Here is a 21,132-nt window from a genome sequence, read left to right on the forward strand (position 1 = left end):
TTAGCCCCTGTTATGCCGCCTGGGAGACGCGCTGAGCGAAGTCCACCAGGTAGCGGTTAGTGATGCGCTGACGGAAATTCAGGTTTTCCAGCGGTGGGACCGGCGTGTAGTCGTAGTCGATGTAGGCCTTGCCCGACTGCAGTACCTCAGCGGTGTTGGGCTCCTCATCAAACCAGGCCTGGCCATCAATGATGTAGCCCAGGGACTTCAGCTCACGGAACTTGGCATTGATCCCGTCGATGATGTCCTTGATCAAGGATGGGTTCATCGGACCGTCAACCGCCCACATATGGCCCTCGGCCATCGTGTCGGCCAGGACTTGCGCCGTGCGTGTGTAGTTCTCAAAGGGATAGAGGCTTTGCGGACCGGCGCAAGTGCGGGATCCCCAGAACCGGAAGCCTTGCCGGTTGATCAGGGTGGTGATGTCCTTTTCGTTCAGATAGCCCGCATCGGTCGCTGGATCCTGCAGATCCCAGAACACATCCCGAGAGATACCCGTCGCGCCATTGATGACGATATTGGACAGCGTCTTATGCCAGCCCACCTCCTCGTCCAGCTTGGCACGTAAACCCAAGGCGAAAGCGGATGCAGCGATGGCCGATTCCTTCTTGGATGCCGTATCAAAGCGCATCAACTCAGGCCAAATCAGCATCAGCTCACGCTGCCCGAATGTCTCACGGAACGCAGCGGCCTCCTCTTTGGTCTGGCTGACCAGGTCAGACGCGTAAGCAAAGCCACGCAGCTTATTCGCGATTGTGGCCAGCTCGGCGGTAATGGCGGCATTCTCCAGGCCTGGAGCGCCAATAATGCGGGGTTTGACGCGGGGACCAGATGACTGCGCCGCTAGCAAGGCCTGCATGCCGGTGTAGCGACCGGAGGCATCGGCACCACCGATCACATTGGCCGTCGTCTCTTCTGGCGTTACGCCTTCGGCCACACGAACGACCACCGTAGTGGGCGATGCCTGGGCACCCATTGCATCCAACGAGCGTGCCAGCGTGCCCTTCTCACCGGCCTTGCCCACGGCAGATAGAACATTGGTCAACAGAACCGGGCGATTGAGGGGGAAAAGTTCAGCATCAGCATCGTCAGCCGTGGCCACCATGCCGACAATGCCGGTAGAAATAGTGCGAATGGGTCGTGTGCCACCTTCAATTTCAGTGACACGGACGCCGTGATGATAGTCAGCCGCCATGCGGGCCTCCCTAAGAGCGTGATCGGGTTAGAACAGCTCTATGGTGGCGTGCATAGCGGCGTAGTTCACCGCTGGTGATTTCTCAGATAGCCGTTACGAAGAAGCACCACGCTACCAGTTGCAAATGATCAGCTCGGAGGACTTCTTACGTTCGGCAACTTGACCTACCGTGTACTCGATACCCACCTTCTGCTGTCGGAACTCCTGGAACAGTTCGGCTATATCGGGATGGTCATTGATCGTCAAAATAGCTTTACCTTTCATGCTACGCATGACGGTGGCCATCTCTTCATACTGATCCCAGGTGAACTCCGCTCCGTATCCTGAGAGCTGCCAATAAGGCGGGTCCAGAAAGAAAAGCGTATGCGGTCGGTCATAGCGCTTCACGATCTCCTGCCATGAAAGATTCTCAATAAACACTTGTGACAACCGTAGGTGGGCGCTCGATAGCGCCTCCTCAATACGCAGCAAATTCAGACGTGGCTTAGACGTAGTAGCGATCCCGAACGATTGGCCATAACTACGGCCACCGAATGCGGTGTGCTGCAGGTAGAAGAACCGCGCTGCACGCTGAATGTCAGTCAGAGTGCGCACATCTGTCAGTTTCAACCAGGTGAACATCTGGCGACTGACTAGGGACCATTTGAACTGGCGTACCAGTTCCTCCAGATGATGCTGAACAACCCGGTACAGATTGACCAGGTCACTGTTAATGTCATTCAACACCTCAACCTTGGCTGGCTCAGGTCTGACAAAGAACATGGCAGCACCACCAGCGAAGGGTTCGACGTAGCACTGGTGTTCGGGGAAAAGGGGCAGGATATGTTTGGCCAGACGGCGTTTGCCGCCCATCCAAGGAATAATGGGGGAAGTCATTGTGTTACGGTGTGTTATGTATGTTAACCTTTGCCCCGCCTGTCGACAGGTGGCGCGGCCTTGGCCAACTCATGCAGCTACACACTGCTGAAGCGGGCTGCACCTGGTGCTCGAACACCTGGTGCAGCGCCGCGTCTTTTTCACACTTGTTCAGAGTGTATTTAGATAATTAGGGGTTTCAAACTCTAGCAATGCACGCTGGCTTTTGAGGCCAATCGATAGCATTGGGAAACCCAGCTTGTTGCGGAACGTCAAGCAGCGCTTGTCGATACTCGGCCAAGCTAACCTGCTCAACCGCTTCAAACGAAGCAAAACGCAATGGGTTGTTCACGATGGAGTCCAACTCCAGTAACAACGCATCACGCTGTGCACGAGCATTGGTAGAAAACTCATACGCAAGCGCTTCTTCGCCATACTGCTGCCACAGATCGGCAATATCTTCTGAAGTGGGCATCAGGGTATTTTCTAACCGCCAATCCATGATGAATGGCGCACCACTTTGCTCACCCGTTGCGCGATTAATTGGGTGACCCACCCAAAAATCCTGGCCGTGGACAGCAGCAGGGAATTTTTTCAATAAAACATAGATCAGATTGTCGTGTCGCATTTCACTGTCCTATCAGGCTTGAGGGGTGCCGATTTTGACGGCTCGAAACCACATGGAGTTAACGCCTGACTGCGTTCGTGCGCCTACCACAACATACCCGTCAGGTACGTTGTACGCATAACTTCCACCAGGAGAGACACTGCCACCCGTCTCAACCGCATCAGACTGCCAGACGCAGTCTTTACCGGTTGGCGCTTTAGTGTTTGGGTTAAAGTTCCCAGCATGCCAAGCGCGATGTCCTCGCACAAAAACTTCTTTCTGCCCATCGCCGCCAATACGAAATATCTGCTCTTTCTGTCCAACGTTTACGAACTGGAGCCCGTAGTCTGTTGCCCCACTGATGTTGCCAACAATCTCCCAAGCCGCACCTCCGGTTTCCGAGACAAGGCCAATGGTGGGGACTTTCCTCTTGATAGTCAGATTGCCGGTCATCTGATCGCCGGTCTTATTGACAGGCACGTAACCCAAAGCAGTTTGGTAATTTCCAGCAGGTTGATAATCCCCTTTTGGCTGAAACTCAGAGGGATCAAAATTCTTGTTATGCCAGAGCTTGCAGCCATCGCGCCAAGTCTCGCCCGGTACGTCCCAGCCATGAAAATAGAAATTGTCACTGTACGGTTCGGTGGAAATGCGCATACCACCACGCTCATTCGATCCGTACTTGTAATCAACGAAAAATGAGCCGCCAGCAAACGAAACAGGTGTTGTGGAGTAGTACCACCCGGTAGGGTTTGCTTTTGCACGCCCATTTGGCGGACTTGCCTGCTGCCCACCCCAACCATAATCACCAACAGCTAAAGACGTCTTCCACGCTTGCCATATTGAGTTTGCCCGGCCACGGTAAAACATAACCCCGGTGCTGCCATTAATTAAAATCTGAGCACCCGTTGAACCTATCTGTCGATGAATTATTAGACCGCTTCCAAAACCTTCAGGTAGATCTGCTACGGAGCTGTTTGCCCAATACAGCCCAGACGGGACCCCTGCATCATTGACAGACGCGGAAGGGAACTTATCGTAGCTACTACCTGCGCCAATGCTGCCCAGGCCAAACGCCATACCAACAGCGAGTAACTTGCCATCCGCATTATCGTTCGGACTTGATTGCACATTCTGGCCTAAGCCGTGCGGCGTCAGTGCTTTAGTTTTGCTGGCCCGCGATACCGCTTCTGTATCTGTCGCATATGCGGTAACCCCCTTCACAGAGGTAGAGGCATCAGTCTTATCCGCTTTTTTAGCCAGCAGATCCTGCATGGTGCTTGCAAAATTGGGATCATTACCCAGCGCCTGGGCCAGTTTTTTCAACGTATTCAGGGCGGCTGGGGCCGAATCAACCAGTAGGGCCATCACTGCATGCGCAAATGCAGTCGTCGCCAGCTGAGTTGTCTTCGTTGCCGTCGAGGCTGTGGGAGCAGTAGGCACACCCGTTAAGGCCGGACTGACCTTCGTCGCATAGACACTGAGCTCACTCTTATCTGCTTTTTTTGCCAGCAGGCCCTGCATAGTGGCAGCAAAATTGGGATCGTTCCCCAGCGCCTGCGCCAACTTCTTCAAAGTATCAAGAGCTGCAGGAGCAGCATCAACCAACATAGCTGACACAGCATGCACGAATGCGGTCGTCGCCAGCTGTGTTGTCTTCGTTGCTGCCAAGGCTGTGGGCGCTGTGGGTACACCCGTTAAGGCTGGACTGGCCTTCGTTGCATAGGCACTGAGCTGACTCTTATCTGCTTTCTTAGCCAGCAGGTCCTGCATAGTGGCAGCAAAATTGGGATCATTGCCCAATGCCTGTGCCAACTTCTTTAAGGTATTTAGGGCTGCCGGACTGGAATCGACCAACAGGGCCACCACAGCATGCACAAAGGCAGTCGTCGCCAACTGTGTGTTCTTAGTGGCTGCCGAGGCAGTAGGCGCTGTAGGCTTTCCCGTTAACGCAGGGCTTGCCTTGGGCGCGTATTGAGGGTGCGGGTTACCTGCATCAATATGCTGAGTTAGTGCGGTCTGAACAGCCAGCACATCCTTCCTGGTCGCTAATACCACCGCCGGGTCAATTTTTAGTGATACGACTGATGCGTTAGACAGGAGTAACACAATACGAATGACTTGAGTGCGGCCAGACCCCTCTGCCATTTGCGGCTTGTACGTAGGAGGCAGACTGGCCACCGCGATCAGATCACCAGCATCGTCAAAAATGCCCGCCTCCCGGATCCACCACCCGCCATCGCCTTCGGGGATAACCTGCTCTACGATAATCTGAGATGGGTTTTCAGGGTCTATGGACGCTCGGTTAATTGCTTCTCGGCGAATTTGATTAACCAATTTACGCTGCTTACGATCCGGCGTAGGCACCGCTCCATTACCATCACCTACCGCCATTGTGGCGTAGTTCACTTTAACGCCCAGCACGGCAGCATTCTGATGCTTGGCCTCTCCGATTTCTGTCAAGATTGCGAAATAGGGCTGATTCATAACTGTTTCACCGTCATTGTGTCAATAATATGCAAGGCACCAATCGCGCCCGGTTTCATTACCACCTCGATATCCCTCTGGTGTGGTGGATACACTGTCAACTCGTCGCCCAAGAAAGCCGCAGCCCCCATGTAAGCTACCCCTCGCCCAACGAGTGATATCTGTAATCCCTTCAGATGACGGGACAGCGGACGAGCTTCATCTATCAACCGCACAAGCTCTGCGTAGGTTTCATCCGTTATGCCTTCGTTGTTCACCCCAATCACTAATTGAAAGGTGCCTCGTCGGGCTGGAGGCACCATCTCATGCCACTCAATCACATCGAGCAGATAGCCAAACGGCTCTACAACACGACGTAGAGACGCGATTGTTCCCTTATGCTTATGCACATAGAACGAGTCGCGTATCACCTGAAGTTTTGTCGCCAGAGGCCAGGCCTCCGACCACCTATCGACTGAGACCTCCCAGGCGAGGTACGGCAAGGCCCACTCGGGTGCTAACTCCGGTCGCGTCACATCTGCAATCACATTGACGGGTAGCGCATCGATTGACCGGCAAGTAGCCGCAATACTGAGTTCGAGTGCAGTGCTGCCAGGTGGCAAAATATTCATGTTCACGCACCTGTACCCGGCGGATCCAGAAGGTTAATGTCGACTTCAACACAACAACCTGCCTGGGCCGCTGACAGCAGCAGATCGGTGGACGGCTGGTGTAGCGAGACATGCTCGACACCTTCCACATACATCAAATGCTCAAGAAAATTTCGCCAGACTGGTTGACCTTGGCGTTTGCGACGACTGACGTATTTTTTGATGTTGTTGACGGCTTCCGCTAATGCCAACTCCCCTCCCGGGCCGCTGGATTTCAGAGTCAGCGTTGCTCGCACCGAGTAACGAACGATCTGTGACGACAGAACAGTCAAACGATCCCCGACAGGTCGGATCTCCTCATCATTAAGCGCATCAAAAACCACACTCAGTAATTCAGGACTGGCCGTTCCGTCACCTTCCGATGAAAGTACATACACAACAATGTCACAGGGTTCTGGACTAACAGCCAGCGCATCTACAACACGTCCATCCGCTGACCGAGCGTGAAACACATACGCACCCCGAGGACCAGCCGTAGACAGCCCCTCATAAGCATCCTGGATCCGCTCTCGCAATGCCTCGTCTGATTCCATAATCAAAGGTTTCGGCGGATTAGCCGTCAAATCCTCTGGTTGTACGACGAGACGTTCGATGTAGTACCGCGCTGCGATGTGGTCTAGATCGGATCGCTTTGCAAATGCAAGCAAAACTCGACGGACACGCTCATTAATCCGTTCGCGCAATAGCATCTCGCGATAGCTATTCTCTTGTAGCAGCATGGCTAATGGCTCCGAATCCATGTCGATAGCTACTTGAATGCCTGGCCGTAACTCTGGTGGAACCTGTTGCAAAAGAGCCGATTTCCGTTCAGCCAGAATTTGCTCAAAATTAATCTCTTCAATAGCCTCGGGAGCTGGGAGCAGCGACAGATCAATGGGCGATGACGTTTTCACGGCAACCTCACAGGAATTGAAAGCGGCCAGTCCTGATCCCGTTCATAGCCGTTAACAATCAAGTCACTGCGGCCCGGATCTTGATCGCTGGGCTGCAATTGAACTCGCGTCAACCGCAAGCGCGGCTCTTGACGTACCAATGCAGTGGCGGATGCCGCATACAGCAGCACGACCGTGGAATCGTTCAAGGGATGGTCCAGCAGCTCAGGCAGTAAGCTGCCGAACTCTCGACGCATCACGCGGGAGCCGATCGGCGTGGTCAGGATTTTGGTAATGGACTGCGTCAGATGGTCGTGATCCGCCACGGCGCGGCCAGTCACCATGTTCAGGCCTAAATAACGGCTCATCGTGGTTTCTCCGTATTGCTATCGCCCGAGCGAACCCCGCCATGGACGTGGATGTGCAACACCACGCCATTGGAGGAAAGCTCGCCACCACTATGGCTGAACTGGCCGGTAATACTGGTACTGCCACCCTGACCGCCCTGGCCAGACATACCCGCCAGGTACGTCAACAGGCCTTCAATAGTGTGCTTGCCTGTAGACACGACCTGGTCGGCATCCAAGATGATCAGAGGGGCTTTGAGGGTAATGGAGTCGGACGCCTGCAAAAGGCGAGTCTTCAGGCCAGTGGTCGCCAAATGGCCTGCTGCTGCGTCATGCTCATGACGAGTGCCGTCCTTGTGAGTCGTGACGATGGCGTCAGGGTTTGACGATGGCGCGGGTCGTTCATCGGAGGGCAGACCGGCCAGCACGACACCTGCAGATAAGTCCCCCTCGGGGGCCAAGACCACGACCTGCTCGCCCACCGTCAGCGGGGACCAGGTGCGGGTGTCACCGGCACGTAATTCCAGCCAGCGCAACCAGTTGGTTGTCAGATCACCAATGGCGACACGGACGCGGGACGGATGGGCACAATCAACCTCGGCGACGTTTCCGACGCGGATCAGATTGGCGAGGAGGCGGGCGATGTCTTCCATGCCTCCATGATGCTGGGCGAAGCCCCAATGCACCACGACGGCAAGTTGGCAATGTCAGATCACCAAATCACGGCTCAAGATGGCGCAGGTACGCATCTTCAATCAGCTGCAGCTCGGCGTCTGTCAGCCCCAGCAATTCGCGTTGTGGCATGCGAAAACGCCGCCCACGGTTTGACGTGGCCAGCTCACCGTACTGGTGAACAAAAGCCACCATGGCATCACGCCCACGAAAGCCTACCGCCAGATCATCCGCACTGGATTCAGCCTTCAAGTACCGCGATGTGCGCAACCGAGCGAACATGGCACGCCTGCGGATCGTGCCTTTCTTGCTCCGTAGCTGCTTTCCTTGCTGACGTGGGGTGTAGGCTGTGCCGTCTGGATTGCGCTGCGCGGCGATACGGGAGGCCTGGCTACGGCGCAGCTCGACTGCTACGCGCCGGTTCACGGCTCTACGCTGGCCAGGCTCCAGCTTGCCCAGCATGCCCGACAGCCAGGACTCCAGCTCGTGAAAGTCCTGGTCAGCCAAAACGTGGCTCCCAGGCAGGGACGGTGTAACGCCCCAGTTCCTGCCCATCACGCCGGTAAATGACCGTCATTTCATACGGCTGTTCAGGAAACTGTGGGTGTGGCGGCTCGCCTACGTGCTCAAGCGTCAGTACGCCACCCGCGTCCTGCTTGACGATAACGCGCTCGGTCAAATCAACCTGCAAAGCCAAATCCACCTGGCTGGAGCTAAGCACTTCAGCATCAAACCGAATCAGCTTTGCCGCCCTTTCTGGATTCTCAAACAATTCTGGCTGCTCGGTACGCAGCAAGGCCAGCAAGGGCAAGATCAACTGATCGGCATGATGAGGGTAGTCTTGCACGATGACGCTCAAGGTATAGCGATACTCGTAAGACAGGCTGGTGCTGCCACGGCAAGCGATTGAGCCACCCTCCAGGAACACCTGGAGCTTTTCTGGATCCCGGACCAGGTACGGGTTCGCACGCTCAATGACCTGGCGCACTTTATCGGGTTTGAGCATCCTGGGCCTCCTGCTGGCAGCGATAGATTGCATCTACCTGAGCCGCACACACGGCCCAATCATTCTCGACCTGGTCCAGCAACACGTTCAGATCACCGTTCGTCCGTGGCTGGCTCGCGGTCAGTGTGCAGGGCACGACTGGAGCGCATTGCATCGTGATAAGCCTGTGCGCCGGTGACGGCGGGACGCTCGCGCAAGCGCTGAATAGCACCGGGCAGCTGGCCCAGAGACCAATCACGTATTTCTTGAACATGTTGCTCTAGCTTCCTGAATTCGGCCTGGCGCTGAGCGAGCGTGCCGCGCAGCGCGGCCTGCTGGCTAAGAATGGCACCCGACTGGGAGTTAATGGTGGCTTGGTGAGTCTGGATGCTATTAAGCAGCTCCTCCAAACCGAGGAGCTGCTTCTTTTGTTCCTGGGCGATCTCAGTCTGCAAGCTGGCCCGCTGATAGGACTGCCAGGCCGCATAGCCCAGCAGAACAATGATGGCCAACTGCAAGATACTTTGACGCCAGCTCATGACGCATCCTTGATCCACTGCTCATAGCGTTTGAACGCCCTGGCCAGCTTCACGTCATACAAGTTATCGGCATAGGCTGGGCCGTTGTATAGCCGTGCGAACGTCGCCCATTTGCGACCAACTAGCGCCCGATGCAGGGCCGGGTCAGCCAAGATAAAGCGCACAAATGCGTCCAGATGGTTGCCCTCGGACTCGCGCATGTAAGCGACGAACTCACGCACGGACTCAAAGCCCAGGGCTTTCGCGTGGTAGCCCATGATCTGGAACGCACCCCAACTGCAGGCCTCATACGCCGCATCGGCATGGATCTCTACCGCCACCGCCAGGCGCGTATATTCAGAGCGCCCACCGGCATAGCCACCACGCTGCTGGCTGACGACACCGGGGAATTTAAGAGCCAAAGGCTTAGGATCCACGCCATGAACCACCAAACGCCGCCAGAACACATGGCGCTCAAACAAGATGCGAGGCATACCAGGCTCAATAAAGCCCGTCCCGGTACTCTCCACTTCATTGACGGCCATGACGCTGGCCAGGTCAACACCCAACTTCTGCGCAGCAGCAACCAGGTCGGACTGTTTCATGTACACGCCCGTTTCGCTGCCTTTGAGATAAGCATCGGTCTTGGGACCATAAATCCCATCGACCACCAAACCTGCACGGGCTTGAGTCTGACGAATCACCGCCTCGGTGCGCTCATCATAGACATTCGTGCGTTCAATCTTGAAGCCCTGGGTAAACAGTCGCTGCTGCAAGCTCCCCACATCGGAACCCACAGAATTTAGTCGCAGGATCATGGCTCCTCCTTGCCAAAATACTTACCGGAATAAAATTCAATAACCTTTGAACCCGCCCAGCCCGCAATGGTCACTAGGCCCAGCTGCAAGAATTTGTTTGTTTGTGCCGCCTCGCTAAGTGCGTAAGTGATGATCCCAGCGGTTATGCCCACCAGCAGCCCCACGGCCAGCTCTTTGAAAATACGTGTGACAACTACGATCTCGCTTTTCAGCCGAAACATCGTGTTAGCAGTAGAGGCGCAGGTCGCTGACATCAAATTAATCACCAGGTCCATGATCGTTCCACCTGTTGTCAGTTGCGCCCACAGCGAGACTTGAGACGCGTACACAGAAGCATGGACGCCATAGCAGGCCAGCACGATCAACATATCTCGCACCGTTCTACTCATAGCTACCCCGCATCGCGGTTTGGCTGACAATGCCGTCACGCAGACAGAACGCCACCCCAGCTGTCGCCAGCATGATGTAGTAGCCGTTCACAATAATTGCGCCTGGACCCACTTCTGTACTGACCACGACTAATGTGGCGAAGTAGCAAAAAACTGGGGGCAGAAATAGCAGGTGCCGCCAGCGATGAAATATCAGCATCAACGGTTTGACGGGGTCGCAACTGAAGGGTGTGCAGTACCGAAACATCGCCAGCACGCCATCAATCAAAAGCAGCAAGCCTGCGGCAAGGAGCACGCCAATGATGATGAGCGCCGCATCATGCAACTGAATCGCCCGATAGAACACCGAACCCGGTACGAAAAGGCCGTACAGCCCCTGATACGCCGTCACTAGGCCGTAAAAGATACGCACCGGCCAGTCAGCCGACATATTCAAACTCAGATAGCTGCGATGGCAGCCCATTTTTCTCAGACTCAGTCCCATAACTTCACCGTTTTAAGTGTGTTCACGCGGGCTACCGGCCTATCGGGCAACGTGACAGCCGTCCCGTGTTCCAGGATCGGTCCCTGCTCCGTCAAACCGGGATTGAGCAGCAGAGTCTGCTCCACCACGCCCTGGGTCTGGCCCAGGTAGCGCCAGCAAATTGCATCCAGCGTGTCGCCCTGGTGCGCATACACAATCACAAAGCCTCCACCACTAAACGGGGTAAGCCCAGAAAGTCGCGCACTGCCCACCGATGCACACGGCGAGCATCTTCAGCCATGCTGTCGTAGTCCTCTGCACGGCGCTGAGCACTTGCCGATGCATCCACGTCCAGGTAACGCTCATACAGCTCAGCCTGGGCATAGAAGTACACAGCCCGCAGATACAGATCAGACTGGCATTCGTCCAGCGATTGTGGATTCGCTGAACGCCAAGCCGACAACTGGTCATTGACCGCGTACACCGCATTGGTCAGACATTCGACCAGACGCTCATTCGTGACAGTGCCGGGTAGGCGCAATATCTCGCGGACATGGCTCGACTTGATCACTGGCCAGTCCCCTTTCTGAATCTCTATATCGGCTTCCAACTGGCCGGGTCGCTCTGTAGACAACTTGGGCTTGGCAGCGGCAACAGCAAAGCTCATGACACATCCTTGTGTGGTGGGCGGTGGGCGGGTCGTCCGCAGTCATACCATCAGGCGCTGCTTCAGACCCGCGCCGCCCAGGCTCGGGGAGCACGGTTTATGCAGACGCTTTAGCCAGCGCCGCATCAATCTCGGTCAGCAGGCGCTTAACGCCTATCTTGTCGTTCAACTCTAGCGCTCGGCTGTAGTGCCGGTGTGCCTCGCGCAGGTCGCCACGGTCATACAACGCAGCGCCTAGCGCCTTATGCAGCTTGGCGCGGGCCTCGTCGTGCATGTCATGGCTGGCGGTCAGGCGCTCAATCTCCAGCAGCACCTGCAGCGGGAATGATTTGCCCGCCTTTTGCTGGGCCAGTGCCGTATCGGCCACTTCATCAACCAAAACGGTGGCGACATTGCGCTGATACTGGTCGGGCAGGACCAGGTCATGCTGGAGCACGTAGTGACCGATGCGAAGCGCTTCATCAAAGCTGCCCACATCCAGATGCCAAACCATCGCCGTCACCAGGACATCGTCCTGGCCACCACGCCCGGCATCCAGAACACCGTTGATCCAGTTTTCGTACTCGGGCAGGATCTCGCGCTTGACCTCGATCTTGCGCTCGATGCTCTGGATGTCCTTGAGCCGACGGCGGTCAGCATCCAACTTGGCCAGCATCAGTTCATAGGCCGTGTTACCGGCCAGGCTCTCACCTGGATCACTCTGTGCAGCCGCCATTGCGGCAGTCACAGTCTCAAAGCGCCGTTGTGCTGGGCTGCTCATATCAACCTCCGTTAAACAAGGGTGATGTTCTCGGCCAGCGCCGCGCAGCCGTAGTCTTCCAGCTCGTAGGCATCATTGGACGACTGGAACGTGTCGATCCGGTCGCGGGCGGGGTTGTCGATCACTGATCGGCGCTGTGCGCCTTCCTGGTAATACAGGGACAAGTTATCCAGGCGTGTGACCAGAATCGCATTGGGCGGGAAGAACGGCACGCGAACAGCTGGCAGATTGCCAATACGTTTCTGACTGATGATCAGATCAGCCGCCAACTGTTCGGTCGGAGCCTGGCTGGTGTTCACCAGGGGGAAATACTTGTCAGCCAGCAATTTGCGGCCACAAATGGCCACCAGCTTGGTGTCCTCCTGGTGCCAGGGATCGACCATGTTATTGACCAGGTCAAACACGACCGCATCCAAGTTTTTGTATTCGGCTGACACACCGACCTTCAGCTCGCCCGAGCCTGCGTCCGTCTCAAACAGACGGCGCTGAGGAGCTTTGGTACGCAGCTTTTGCAACCAACCAATGCCCACATCCTGCAGCAGTGGATTAGCAGCAGGATCAGACGTAGCTGCGCGACTGGTGCCGTTAAAGCCGATGGTGATTCGGCTAAGCGCAATGGCCTGCAAAATCATATTCGTCAGGCGTACCTGGAAGTCAGGAAACTTAGCCCACTGGTCCAGCTGGGCATACGTCACATAGGTGTCGTAGTTGGTTTGTTCACAGCGATATTTGTTGTTGTCCAGCTCGGCCACAGACTTGGGCTGACGTTCTTTGTTTTTCGTGTCAGTCGTGCTGGCAATAGGGCCACCAATGCCCAGGCCGATTTTCTCGCCTTCCTGCTCGCGCACGCCAAAGAGATTGATGCTTTTCAGGAACTCGCTGGACTCCTGAATTTTGTTTTCCATGGTCTGCTGCACACTCGGGTCAGCAGTGAACTTGCTGATAACAGCGGCCAGTTGGACATGGTTCAAAGTAGCCAAGCGGTTCAGCCAGGCGTCAAAGGCAATGCGGGTTTCGTTACGCATGAATGTTGCTCCGTGATTCGGTGATGGGGATCAGCAATCGGTCTGTACCAGGCCGTTATCGCCTGTGGCGGGAGGGCGATGCTGTCTACCAGCATCAGTGCTTTCGATGAGCTGCTTAAAATCGTTGAAGTCTTGGCGCAGCTCAGCCAGCTCTTTGCCCTGGCCCTTGAATGCAGCCTGAACGCTCGCCAGCACCTGCTCTTGCTCAGTGCTGTGTTTAATCACATCCCCGACCAGTTCGACCAGCTCAGTCAAATCTTGATCCGTCGCCTTGTTTTGCTTCTTGAACATGGCGGCCAGGTTCTTCAAGCTCTCGGAAAAACGAGATGGCTGCTCGTCCTGGTCTTCTTCAAAGTCCAGATCCAATGCCGTAGCCACGCTGAACAGGTTGCCCTTGTCCTGCTTGCGCCCCGCCAGCGGTGAGTTGTCGGCCTGCTGCTGGGAAAACTGCAGCATTTCTGTACCTAAAGAGGCTGGGCTGTCCGTGACGCCCAGGCCGGTCAAATAAGCCTTGCCCGAGCCAGTGAAGTCAGGATTAATTTCGATGGAGCTGTAGACCTTCTGGCGCTTCTTGTTCAGCGCAACCAGCTCATCAGTAGGATCCAGCTGAGCGAACAGCTCCAGCTTGCCACCCTCGCCTTCTCGGGCTTCAAGCGCCAACACGTCGCCATAGGCGCGGAAGCTGCTGTCTGGGTGGATGCCGCGCAAGTGCTCCAGCCAGATACGAGCGCCGAACTTCTTCGGATCGTAGCTGGCGGCCATTTGCTGGATCCATTCGCGGGTAATCGTGCGCCCGTCTGTAGCCGCACCTTCGGTGGCTACACGGAAAAACTTGGGTTTGAATTTCATGCCTTGCTCGCTGTGTTTGACGACGATAGGGACATGATTGCCTCGCCAGCCTGATGCCTCAAGCAAGCGGGTTTCGCCATGCTCGATGGCGAATATCAGACAGTGTTTAATTAGGAGGGGCCTGCCTATTCTGGCGGCATGCTCACCGTAGAACACGATCACGACAACCGCCGCCTGGCCAAGTTTCTGTACTGGCAAGGCTGGTCTTTAACAGCGATTGCCCAGCACCTGGGCGAGCGCCGATCTACCGTGGGGTCGTGGAAAAGCCGTGATGGCTGGGACTCAGCCTCCGCCCTGGAGCGTATTGAGGGCGCTACGGAATGCCGCATGGTGCAGCTCGTCCTGAACCCCAACAAGAGCGGATCCGATTACAAAGAGATTGACCTGCTTGGCCGCCAGATGGAACGCTACGCTCGGGTGCGTAAATTCTTGGGCGCGGAGGGCAACGAGGTCGACCTGAACCCGAACCTCGCCGCCCAGAACAGCAAGCCGCGAAAAAAACCTCGCAAGAACCACCTAACCGACGAGCAAATCGCCAAACTGGTGGAGGCTTTTGAAGGGTCGATCTTTCAGTACCAGCGGGTATGGTGGGAATCCAAGAACCAGCGCACACGCATCATTCTGAAGTCGCGCCAGATCGGCGCTACATGGTTCTTTGCACGGGAAGCCCTGCTGGACGCCCTGCTGACAGGTCGCAACCAGATTTTTATCTCTGCATCCAAGGCCCAGGCTCACGTCTTCAAGCAATACATCCTGGCGTTTGTGCGGGAGGTACTGGACATCGAGCTGCGCGGTGATCCCATCGTGCTGTCCAATGGGGCCACGCTCTACTTCCTGGGCACAAACTTTCGTACCGCACAGAGCTATCACGGCAATCTGTACGTGGATGAGTTTTTCTGGATCCCGAACTTTGAGCAGTTGAACAAAGTCGCCTCCGGCATGGCCATTCACAAGAAATGGCGTAAAACCTATTTCTCAACACCATCGGCCATGAGCCATGAGGCCTACCCGTTCTGGTCCGGGGAGAAACTGGGCAAGATCCAAGCCAAGTCCACCATCAAAATGGATGTCAGCCACAATGCGCTCAAAATGGGCCGTCTGTGCGCAGACCGGATCTGGCGTCAGATCGTCACGATCTATGACGCAGAAGAAGGCGGCTGCGACCTCTTCGACATCGAGGAACTGCGCAACTTCGAGTACACCGAGGAAGAGTTTCAGAACCTGCTGCTGTGCATCTTCCTGGACGACACCAAATCGGTATTCCCGCTACAGCTGCTGCAGCGCTGCATGGTGGACTCGTGGGAGGTCTGGACTGACCTTAAACCCCATGCTGCACGTCCCTTTGGCAATCGAGAGGTCTGGATCGGCTACGACCCAGCCGACACTGGCGACCACCAGGGCTGTGTCGTTCTTGCCCCGCCTGCCGTCCCTGGCGGCAAGTTCCGACTCCTTGAGCGGCTCCAGTTCAAAGGCCTGGACTACGAACAGCAAGCCGCCGAGATCCAGAAACTCTGCGGCAAATACCACGTCACGCATATCGGCATCGACACCACCGGCATGGGCGGGGCCGTCTATCAGTTGGTCCGCAAGTTCTTCCCGGCTGCAGTAGCAATCAACTACTCGGTCGAGGTCAAAACAGAGATGGTGCTCAAAATGCAGAACGTCATGCGCAATGGCCGGTTTGAGTTTGACGCCGGTGCCGTTGACCTGGCCCAGTCGTTCCTGTCTATCCGTAAGCAGCTCACGCCAAGCGGTCGCCAAGCGACCTATGCCTCTGGCCGGACACGCGCCGTAGGCCACGCCGATCTGGCCTGGGCCTGCATGAATGCCATCTATCACGAACCGCTACACGGCAGTACCGAGTCGTCTGCCAATATTTTGGAGTTTAGCGAATGAACGCAGTCACCGAAGCGACAGACCAGGTGCAGGCTGAGCAACCAGGCATTGAAGCCTTCACGTTTGGCGAGCCTGAATCCGTCCTGGACAAAAGCCGCATCATGGAACACTTCCAGGTACTAGATGCCGGAAAGTGGTATGAACCGCCGGTGTCTCTGGATGGCCTAGCCCGATCCTTCCGTGCAAGTCCTCATCACAGTTCTGCCATCTATGTGAAGCGGAACATTCTGGCCAGCGCCTTTATCCCACACCCGCTACTCAGCCGCGAGGACTTCAGCGCCTACGTGCTGGACTACCTGGTGCTCGCCAACAGCTATCTGGAAGTGCGCCGCAATCGCCTGGGCGCACCAATCAAGCTCAAACCAGCGTTGGGGAAGTACGTAAGGCGGGCCAGCCAGGAAGAAGACCGCTATGTCTTTCTGCATTCATGGTCCAAAGAACACTGGTTTGAACCAGGGCAGGTCTATCAGCAACGTGAGCCGGATCTGCATCAAGAGATCTATGGGGTGCCTGAGTATCTATCAGCATTGTCATCGGCTTGGCTGAACGAAGAAGCAACCTTGTTCCGCCGCCGCTACTACAAAAACGGCTCACATGCAGGCTACATCATGTATGTAACCGATGCGGCTCACAATGACACCGACATTGACGCGCTGCGAAAGGCGGTCAAGAGCAGCAAGGGTGTGGGGAATTTCCGCAACCTGTTTATGTATGCACCAGGTGGAAAAGAAAAAGGCCTACAAGTCATTCCGCTGTCGGAGGTAGCGGCCAAAGACGAGTTTTTCAATATAAAGAACGTCACTCGAGATGACATCCTGGCAGCACACCGAGTGCCACCACAACTGATGGGTGTAATGCCAACAGTCACGGGGGGCTTTGGATCGGTCAAACCCGCAGCAGAGGTTTTCCTTATGAACGAACTGGTACCGTTGCAAAACCGACTCCGCTCAATCAACGAGTGGCTGGGCATTGAAGTAGTGCAATTTGATACGTACAAGCTAATACAGGGTGATTAACTCTACTTAACCCCTATCTAAGTGAAAGGAGCTCGCCTTAAATGCGCACCGGCCTGTACTAACACAAGACACCGCTCCTTTGCGCGTGTCACAGCATTATATAAAAGCCTACGCTTTTGCTCATCAGTTCCACTTACAGCCGCAGGCCAAAGCACAATCACGTTATCAAATTCCCGATTTTTTGCCCCATGAACGGTCATACCATGCCACTTCCTCCCCCCCCCATTACCTAGTCGACGCCGTTGAGAAAATGACTTCTTAATAGCCTGCTCAATTTCCTCTTTGGAAAAATCGGTTCTACCCTTAGCTCGTCGTTGAATATCCATCCAATCAACGAGATCATGCAGGAGCCGTCGATCACCAGCATCTGACAATAAGGAAGTTATATATGGAATGTCATTCACAGATTGAAGAACTATTCTCTCCAGAAAATTGGCTACAGATCTTGCTTCCGACTCTTCCCAAGAAATCGTATAAGGCCCAGCTCCGCCACGAGTTGTATTATTAGCCGCCCACAAGATTGATGCCTGTGCAAAATCTCCTAATGCAGGAGTAATCACTGCAACACTTCTGCCTCCGCCATAAAAACGCAGATTGCCATTCACCCAGGCACCGGCGAGTGGCGGTCTTGGAGTTAACTCAATCCTAAACGTGTTATCTGATACTGGAGGCCTGCCTTCTCGTATAGCAGTCGCAGCATTAAGCAATTCTAAATTGGATGTTCGCCGTGGCTGTGTAAGCTCTATCACAGACTCGAATGCCCCTAGCCATTCACAAGCAGGGTTTGGTCTTAAATTTTCATTCAAACATTGAAATTCATCAGCAGCGACAAACAGAGTCAACCTATTAACCAAGCCTTGCACAATTCTCAGCCTACTCTGCGTCATATCCTGCGCCTCATCGACTAAAAAAATCGGGAAAGTAGAGGCTACCCAACCACATACATCGTCAATCTGCAGTAGCTGTCCAGCAGCGTCGCAAACTCGTTCATAATCATCTGGCTGGATATCGGTAAACCCTAACTCCTCCACCAAGGATGACCACCTCTGAACCAAGCGCCAAGCGAAGCTGTCTATTGTCGAACAATCTGTCCTTCTAATAAGAGTAGGCAGGCGCTTGAGTCGGTCCTCAAGACGTCGTCGTGACCCATGCATGAAAGTCAGTGCCAACACTTTCTGCCCTTCCTGAAGAGGAAACATTTCCAGGTGATCCCCCAGGGCCTCCATCAACTGGTGAGTTTTTCCGCAGCCTGCGCCGCCAATAAATCCTTTAATCATCACGACTAAACACCCACACTCCATCGCTATCAGGAATAAAACGCCGAGTATCCTCTGACCCTACGCAAGCACATGCAAGCCCACCAAGTAAATCTGCGGCGCGCGCTCTACAATCAGAGGTGGAAGCGATTGCTTCAGCAACAAGTTCGTAGGCGATGATATCCATTTTCTTATCCTTCAGATAAGCAACAACATCCTCGACACTATTAACGGCCTCGATCGGTAGTTCCACTAATTTAGGTATCGCTTCTGTTGGGTTCGCTTCCAACACCCACCCCACAATGTCTTCAATCATGGCATCATCATTCCACCGTATCAGCGCAGCCGGAGGAGGGTTAGTTTGTTGTAAGCGCGATATGTATAGCAGTCCTTGAGCATCACCATCCACTAGACAGCAAACATTTGGATGAAGCCGACCCATTAACTGATGAGTTTCAACTACTTTTGCATCATCAGTTGGCAGTACTCCAACTTCAATTCCAAAAGGCCGAAGCATAGACTCCGCCCAACCCATAGCCATCATTAACGGTTTCAATATGCACCGCAGCAATTGGAAGTCAGCCCTGCCCTCTGGAATTAACACAGACGGCTGCATTAACGCGGCCAGGACATCCACACGGTTATGCTGGAAAAATTTGCGTTGCCAATTAGGAGCCTCATTTGGCAATGGACGATCCAGAAAAGGCTCAGCGGACAAAAAACCATCCTCCTTTCTTAGGATCAATACAGAAGTAGGATCCGCCATACTCGCCACTAGTGGCGAATGAGTCGTGACAAAGGTCTGCGTTGATAAGGCTTGGACTCGCTGAACTAAACGCTGCTGTGCTGCAGGAGGTAGATGCACTTCCGGCTCCTCCAGAGCCATCAAAAAACCTCCTCCGCTTGCTGCTCGTGCTCGGCCTAATTCAAGCAATAAAAGTAAGCCTTGCATTGAAATAAGCCCACTTCCCTGTCGAGCTGCAGGGATGCTAACTCCATTAACACTAGAAAAATGAGCCGTTACCGCCTCCATAACTGACCGACTGTCAGTTCCTGTCAGGCGTAGCTGAACCGTTGGTGCATTTGGAAACGAAAGAGCCAACTCATTATTTATATTTTGGATTAACGGCTCTATACCTGGGTCGGCGTCAATAGGTTGAGTTGGAGTTCTTAAGCGATCACGCTCTGCTAACAAAGCCGAAGCAGGTTGGGCAGCAGCAGCAAGCACGGTTCGCTTAAATAATTCATTTCCCCACGAAAAGACCTTATCCCAAGTGCGACTTGCTCTAACCAAATAGAAACCTAACTCTTGAATTAACCGTCCTGGTACAGGTATAGGTGAGTCATCAGAAAAAGGATCGAAAGGATTTTCATGATCATGAAAATACCGCACCATTTCCACTGCTAAAGAGTCGCTATCAAATCTGGCCTGAACGGCAATCTGACAACACAACATTGAGGCACTCTCACTACGTGTAGGGTGCACTGATCCATCAGACTCATCTAGCCATTTAATGACTGCCCGCCCTTCCCGAAACCACTGATTACTTTGTTCAGGATCGTTGTTCGGAAAGCCTGAGATTGTGGCAACAAGCTTCATACGATCTAAAGCCTCTGGCCGAGAGCCGAAAAAATCATGTTCCGTCAACTCACGTACGAGGCGGTCTCGCCCACACAGAAGAGCTAAAGCTTCAATCAATGTTGTCTTGCCAGAATTATTATCACCTATTAGGACTGGGTGTTTTCCAAAACGGACAAACGCATCGCGTATGCCACGAAAATTTTCAATTTTAAGTGATGCAACTCTCATAAACCCTCAACCCAGACAGTCGATTCAAAAACCAATCCGCATACAGAAATCCCATTAACTACTTGAGGGGAAAACTATTTTCAAAACTCAATAACATCAAACATTTGGTGAAACACCAACTAAAAAAGTAACAAATAAGACATCAATAACGACGTAATAAGAAATTTCAAAATTAATCGATTAAATGCATTCTAGCCCAAGATCGCCGTCCCCTCCGCGCCTGCGACGCTCACCGAATAAGCACCTTTTAACGCAGCCCCTCAAGCCCTGGCAGGCCCGCCATTGGCGCGGCTCACAAGGAATAAGGGGTACGCAACCCTAACGCACTTTGACGCAGCTTGGGACGTATTAAACACGGCCAGTTGGGCTATCTAGTTCTGGCTTGGACATGGGTAGGGCATGGGAAAACAGTAACCTCAATAACCAGAGCCAAAAAAAACTCGTAACCTATTGATAAATATAACCTTCCGAGGTTACCCCTATAAGATAATCTTAAGTAACCAAAAAGATAACCAAACCATAAGCAGTTGATTAATAAGGAAATAATAAAAACAAGAAATTATCTATAGTTAGGATAACCAGATTACTGTTAGGTTATTAAAAAGTTATCTTTTCTGTTTTCTCTGGAAGGCGCTTAAACACTGGCTTACAAGGTGATTGCCAAAGACAGGTTATCAAGGTTACTGTTTTCCCATGCCCTCCCGACTTTTTTGGTAGGACGGTATCCAGGCAGGGCCGCAGCGCAGAACTTGTTGGATAACCTATCTGGGTAGCAGCTACTGCCGGTGACAGTACTAATGACAGTATTTATCAACTCGTAAAACCCATACACCGCCACAAACAAGGCTTATAATGGATGATATGAGTGCGCCCCAGGCCACCAAGAATTCAAACAAAAAGCCCAGTCAAACGACTGGGCTTTTTGTTTTTCCGGGGCCCGCCCTGAGGGCTCTACCTCTTAAACAAGAGGTGGGCACTCACCAGACACAGTGGAT

Annotated in this window: 23 protein-coding genes; 2 read left to right on the top strand and 21 right to left on the bottom strand. The window is 54.0% G+C overall.

The annotated features are described in order from the left end of the window. Positions 1 to 10: 10 nt before the first annotated feature. The 19 genes from OKX01_RS16865 to OKX01_RS16955 form a co-directional block, all read right to left on the bottom strand. The gene (locus tag OKX01_RS16865) at positions 11 to 1,195 is read right to left on the bottom strand and encodes a phage tail sheath protein (protein WP_264672115.1); all 1,185 of its coding nucleotides are present in this window, start codon (positions 1,193 to 1,195) and stop codon (positions 11 to 13) included. Positions 1,196 to 1,306: 111 nt separating this feature from the next. Next, entirely contained in the window at positions 1,307 to 2,071 is a 765-nt protein-coding gene (locus OKX01_RS16870; protein WP_264672116.1) for a DNA adenine methylase, read from the bottom strand. A gap of 178 nt (positions 2,072 to 2,249) precedes the next feature. Beyond that, complete coding sequence (locus tag OKX01_RS16875; RefSeq protein WP_264672117.1) at positions 2,250 to 2,678, bottom strand: phage tail assembly chaperone; 429 nt, start codon at positions 2,676 to 2,678, stop codon at positions 2,250 to 2,252. Between the two features lie 12 nt (positions 2,679 to 2,690). Beyond that, complete coding sequence (locus OKX01_RS16880; protein WP_264672118.1) at positions 2,691 to 5,144, bottom strand: phage tail protein; 2,454 nt, start codon at positions 5,142 to 5,144, stop codon at positions 2,691 to 2,693. Then, positions 5,141 to 5,755 (bottom strand): phage tail protein I, encoded by a 615-nt coding sequence (locus tag OKX01_RS16885; RefSeq protein ID WP_264672119.1) that lies wholly within the window; start codon positions 5,753 to 5,755, stop codon positions 5,141 to 5,143. Before OKX01_RS16885 ends, OKX01_RS16880 begins: the two co-directional genes overlap by 4 nt. Before the next feature lie 2 nt (positions 5,756 to 5,757). After that, positions 5,758 to 6,687, bottom strand: coding sequence for a baseplate J/gp47 family protein (locus OKX01_RS16890; RefSeq protein ID WP_264672120.1), 930 nt, complete (start codon positions 6,685 to 6,687; stop codon positions 5,758 to 5,760). Next, a complete protein-coding gene (locus tag OKX01_RS16895) occupies positions 6,684 to 7,034 on the bottom strand; it encodes a GPW/gp25 family protein (RefSeq protein WP_264672121.1) in 351 nt (116 codons plus the stop codon). The genes OKX01_RS16890 and OKX01_RS16895 overlap by 4 nt, the downstream gene beginning before the upstream one ends. Beyond that, complete coding sequence (locus tag OKX01_RS16900) at positions 7,031 to 7,666, bottom strand: phage baseplate assembly protein V (protein ID WP_264672122.1); 636 nt, start codon at positions 7,664 to 7,666, stop codon at positions 7,031 to 7,033. The genes OKX01_RS16895 and OKX01_RS16900 overlap by 4 nt, the downstream gene beginning before the upstream one ends. A gap of 67 nt (positions 7,667 to 7,733) precedes the next feature. Next, a complete protein-coding gene (locus tag OKX01_RS16905) occupies positions 7,734 to 8,192 on the bottom strand; it encodes a phage virion morphogenesis protein (protein ID WP_264672123.1) in 459 nt (152 codons plus the stop codon). Continuing rightward, a complete protein-coding gene (locus OKX01_RS16910; RefSeq protein WP_264672124.1) occupies positions 8,185 to 8,691 on the bottom strand; it encodes a phage tail protein in 507 nt (168 codons plus the stop codon). The genes OKX01_RS16905 and OKX01_RS16910 overlap by 8 nt, the downstream gene beginning before the upstream one ends. Continuing rightward, complete coding sequence (gene lysC, locus OKX01_RS16915; RefSeq protein WP_264672125.1) at positions 8,675 to 8,944, bottom strand: Rz1-like lysis system protein LysC; 270 nt, start codon at positions 8,942 to 8,944, stop codon at positions 8,675 to 8,677. The genes OKX01_RS16910 and lysC overlap by 17 nt, the downstream gene beginning before the upstream one ends. A 261-nt stretch (positions 8,945 to 9,205) precedes the next feature. Then, positions 9,206 to 10,006 (bottom strand): N-acetylmuramidase family protein, encoded by an 801-nt coding sequence (locus OKX01_RS16920; RefSeq protein ID WP_264672126.1) that lies wholly within the window; start codon positions 10,004 to 10,006, stop codon positions 9,206 to 9,208. Then, positions 10,003 to 10,374, bottom strand: coding sequence for a hypothetical protein (locus tag OKX01_RS16925; protein ID WP_264672127.1), 372 nt, complete (start codon positions 10,372 to 10,374; stop codon positions 10,003 to 10,005). Before OKX01_RS16925 ends, OKX01_RS16920 begins: the two co-directional genes overlap by 4 nt. Before the next feature lie 13 nt (positions 10,375 to 10,387). After that, positions 10,388 to 10,879, bottom strand: a complete 492-nt coding sequence (locus OKX01_RS16930) for a hypothetical protein (RefSeq protein ID WP_264672128.1) — start codon at positions 10,877 to 10,879, stop codon at positions 10,388 to 10,390. Then, complete coding sequence (locus OKX01_RS16935; RefSeq protein WP_115634172.1) at positions 10,870 to 11,079, bottom strand: tail protein X; 210 nt, start codon at positions 11,077 to 11,079, stop codon at positions 10,870 to 10,872. Before OKX01_RS16935 ends, OKX01_RS16930 begins: the two co-directional genes overlap by 10 nt. Continuing rightward, complete coding sequence (locus OKX01_RS16940; RefSeq protein WP_264672129.1) at positions 11,076 to 11,525, bottom strand: head completion/stabilization protein; 450 nt, start codon at positions 11,523 to 11,525, stop codon at positions 11,076 to 11,078. Before OKX01_RS16940 ends, OKX01_RS16935 begins: the two co-directional genes overlap by 4 nt. A 97-nt stretch (positions 11,526 to 11,622) precedes the next feature. After that, positions 11,623 to 12,285 (bottom strand): phage terminase small subunit, encoded by a 663-nt coding sequence (gene gpM / locus OKX01_RS16945; RefSeq protein WP_264672130.1) that lies wholly within the window; start codon positions 12,283 to 12,285, stop codon positions 11,623 to 11,625. Between the two features lie 11 nt (positions 12,286 to 12,296). Then, a complete protein-coding gene (locus OKX01_RS16950) occupies positions 12,297 to 13,310 on the bottom strand; it encodes a phage major capsid protein, P2 family (protein WP_264672131.1) in 1,014 nt (337 codons plus the stop codon). A gap of 30 nt (positions 13,311 to 13,340) precedes the next feature. Beyond that, positions 13,341 to 14,225 carry a GPO family capsid scaffolding protein gene (locus OKX01_RS16955; protein ID WP_264672132.1) on the bottom strand — a complete coding sequence of 295 codons (885 nt, stop codon included), beginning with the start codon at positions 14,223 to 14,225 and terminating at the stop codon, positions 13,341 to 13,343. Positions 14,226 to 14,297: 72 nt separating this feature from the next. Here OKX01_RS16955 and OKX01_RS16960 point away from each other — a divergent pair, with 72 nt between their 5' ends. After that, positions 14,298 to 16,055, top strand: coding sequence for a terminase large subunit domain-containing protein (locus OKX01_RS16960; RefSeq protein ID WP_264672133.1), 1,758 nt, complete (start codon positions 14,298 to 14,300; stop codon positions 16,053 to 16,055). Then, positions 16,052 to 17,071, top strand: a complete 1,020-nt coding sequence (locus OKX01_RS16965; RefSeq protein WP_264672134.1) for a phage portal protein — start codon at positions 16,052 to 16,054, stop codon at positions 17,069 to 17,071. Before OKX01_RS16960 ends, OKX01_RS16965 begins: the two co-directional genes overlap by 4 nt. Positions 17,072 to 17,088: 17 nt before the next feature. Here the strand turns inward: OKX01_RS16965 and OKX01_RS16970 are convergent, their stop codons facing one another. Together OKX01_RS16970 and OKX01_RS16975 are read right to left on the bottom strand one after the other, a co-directional pair. Continuing rightward, entirely contained in the window at positions 17,089 to 18,348 is a 1,260-nt protein-coding gene (locus OKX01_RS16970; protein ID WP_264672887.1) for an ATP-dependent helicase, read from the bottom strand. Then, positions 18,341 to 20,137 carry an ATP-dependent nuclease gene (locus tag OKX01_RS16975; RefSeq protein ID WP_264672135.1) on the bottom strand — a complete coding sequence of 599 codons (1,797 nt, stop codon included), beginning with the start codon at positions 20,135 to 20,137 and terminating at the stop codon, positions 18,341 to 18,343. The genes OKX01_RS16970 and OKX01_RS16975 overlap by 8 nt, the downstream gene beginning before the upstream one ends. Positions 20,138 to 21,132 lie beyond the last annotated feature (995 nt).

Source organism: Alcaligenes sp. SMD-FA (assembly GCF_025960365.1).
GTDB lineage: Bacteria > Pseudomonadota > Gammaproteobacteria > Burkholderiales > Burkholderiaceae_B > Alcaligenes > Alcaligenes aquatilis.

Bases quoted from the DNA above. Each gene is read 5' to 3' on its own strand.
- OKX01_RS16865 (WP_264672115.1), bottom strand. From the start codon at position 1,195: ATGGCGGCTGACTATCATCACGGCGTCCGTGTCACTGAAATTGAAGGT.
- OKX01_RS16870 (WP_264672116.1), bottom strand. From the start codon at position 2,071: ATGACTTCCCCCATTATTCCTTGGATGGGCGGCAAACGCCGTCTGGCC.
- OKX01_RS16875 (WP_264672117.1), bottom strand. From the start codon at position 2,678: ATGCGACACGACAATCTGATCTATGTTTTATTGAAAAAATTCCCTGCT.
- OKX01_RS16880 (WP_264672118.1), bottom strand. From the start codon at position 5,144: ATGAATCAGCCCTATTTCGCAATCTTGACAGAAATCGGAGAGGCCAAG.
- OKX01_RS16885 (WP_264672119.1), bottom strand. From the start codon at position 5,755: ATGAATATTTTGCCACCTGGCAGCACTGCACTCGAACTCAGTATTGCG.
- OKX01_RS16895 (WP_264672121.1), bottom strand. From the start codon at position 7,034: ATGAGCCGTTATTTAGGCCTGAACATGGTGACTGGCCGCGCCGTGGCG.
- OKX01_RS16900 (WP_264672122.1), bottom strand. From the start codon at position 7,666: ATGGAAGACATCGCCCGCCTCCTCGCCAATCTGATCCGCGTCGGAAAC.
- OKX01_RS16910 (WP_264672124.1), bottom strand. From the start codon at position 8,691: ATGCTCAAACCCGATAAAGTGCGCCAGGTCATTGAGCGTGCGAACCCG.
- lysC (WP_264672125.1), bottom strand. From the start codon at position 8,944: ATGTTCAAGAAATACGTGATTGGTCTCTGGGCCAGCTGCCCGGTGCTA.
- OKX01_RS16920 (WP_264672126.1), bottom strand. From the start codon at position 10,006: ATGATCCTGCGACTAAATTCTGTGGGTTCCGATGTGGGGAGCTTGCAG.
- OKX01_RS16925 (WP_264672127.1), bottom strand. From the start codon at position 10,374: ATGTTGATCGTGCTGGCCTGCTATGGCGTCCATGCTTCTGTGTACGCG.
- OKX01_RS16930 (WP_264672128.1), bottom strand. From the start codon at position 10,879: ATGGGACTGAGTCTGAGAAAAATGGGCTGCCATCGCAGCTATCTGAGT.
- OKX01_RS16940 (WP_264672129.1), bottom strand. From the start codon at position 11,525: ATGAGCTTTGCTGTTGCCGCTGCCAAGCCCAAGTTGTCTACAGAGCGA.
- gpM (WP_264672130.1), bottom strand. From the start codon at position 12,285: ATGAGCAGCCCAGCACAACGGCGCTTTGAGACTGTGACTGCCGCAATG.
- OKX01_RS16950 (WP_264672131.1), bottom strand. From the start codon at position 13,310: ATGCGTAACGAAACCCGCATTGCCTTTGACGCCTGGCTGAACCGCTTG.
- OKX01_RS16960 (WP_264672133.1), top strand. From the start codon at position 14,298: ATGCTCACCGTAGAACACGATCACGACAACCGCCGCCTGGCCAAGTTT.
- OKX01_RS16965 (WP_264672134.1), top strand. From the start codon at position 16,052: ATGAACGCAGTCACCGAAGCGACAGACCAGGTGCAGGCTGAGCAACCA.
- OKX01_RS16970 (WP_264672887.1), bottom strand. From the start codon at position 18,348: ATGATTAAAGGATTTATTGGCGGCGCAGGCTGCGGAAAAACTCACCAG.
- OKX01_RS16975 (WP_264672135.1), bottom strand. From the start codon at position 20,137: ATGAGAGTTGCATCACTTAAAATTGAAAATTTTCGTGGCATACGCGAT.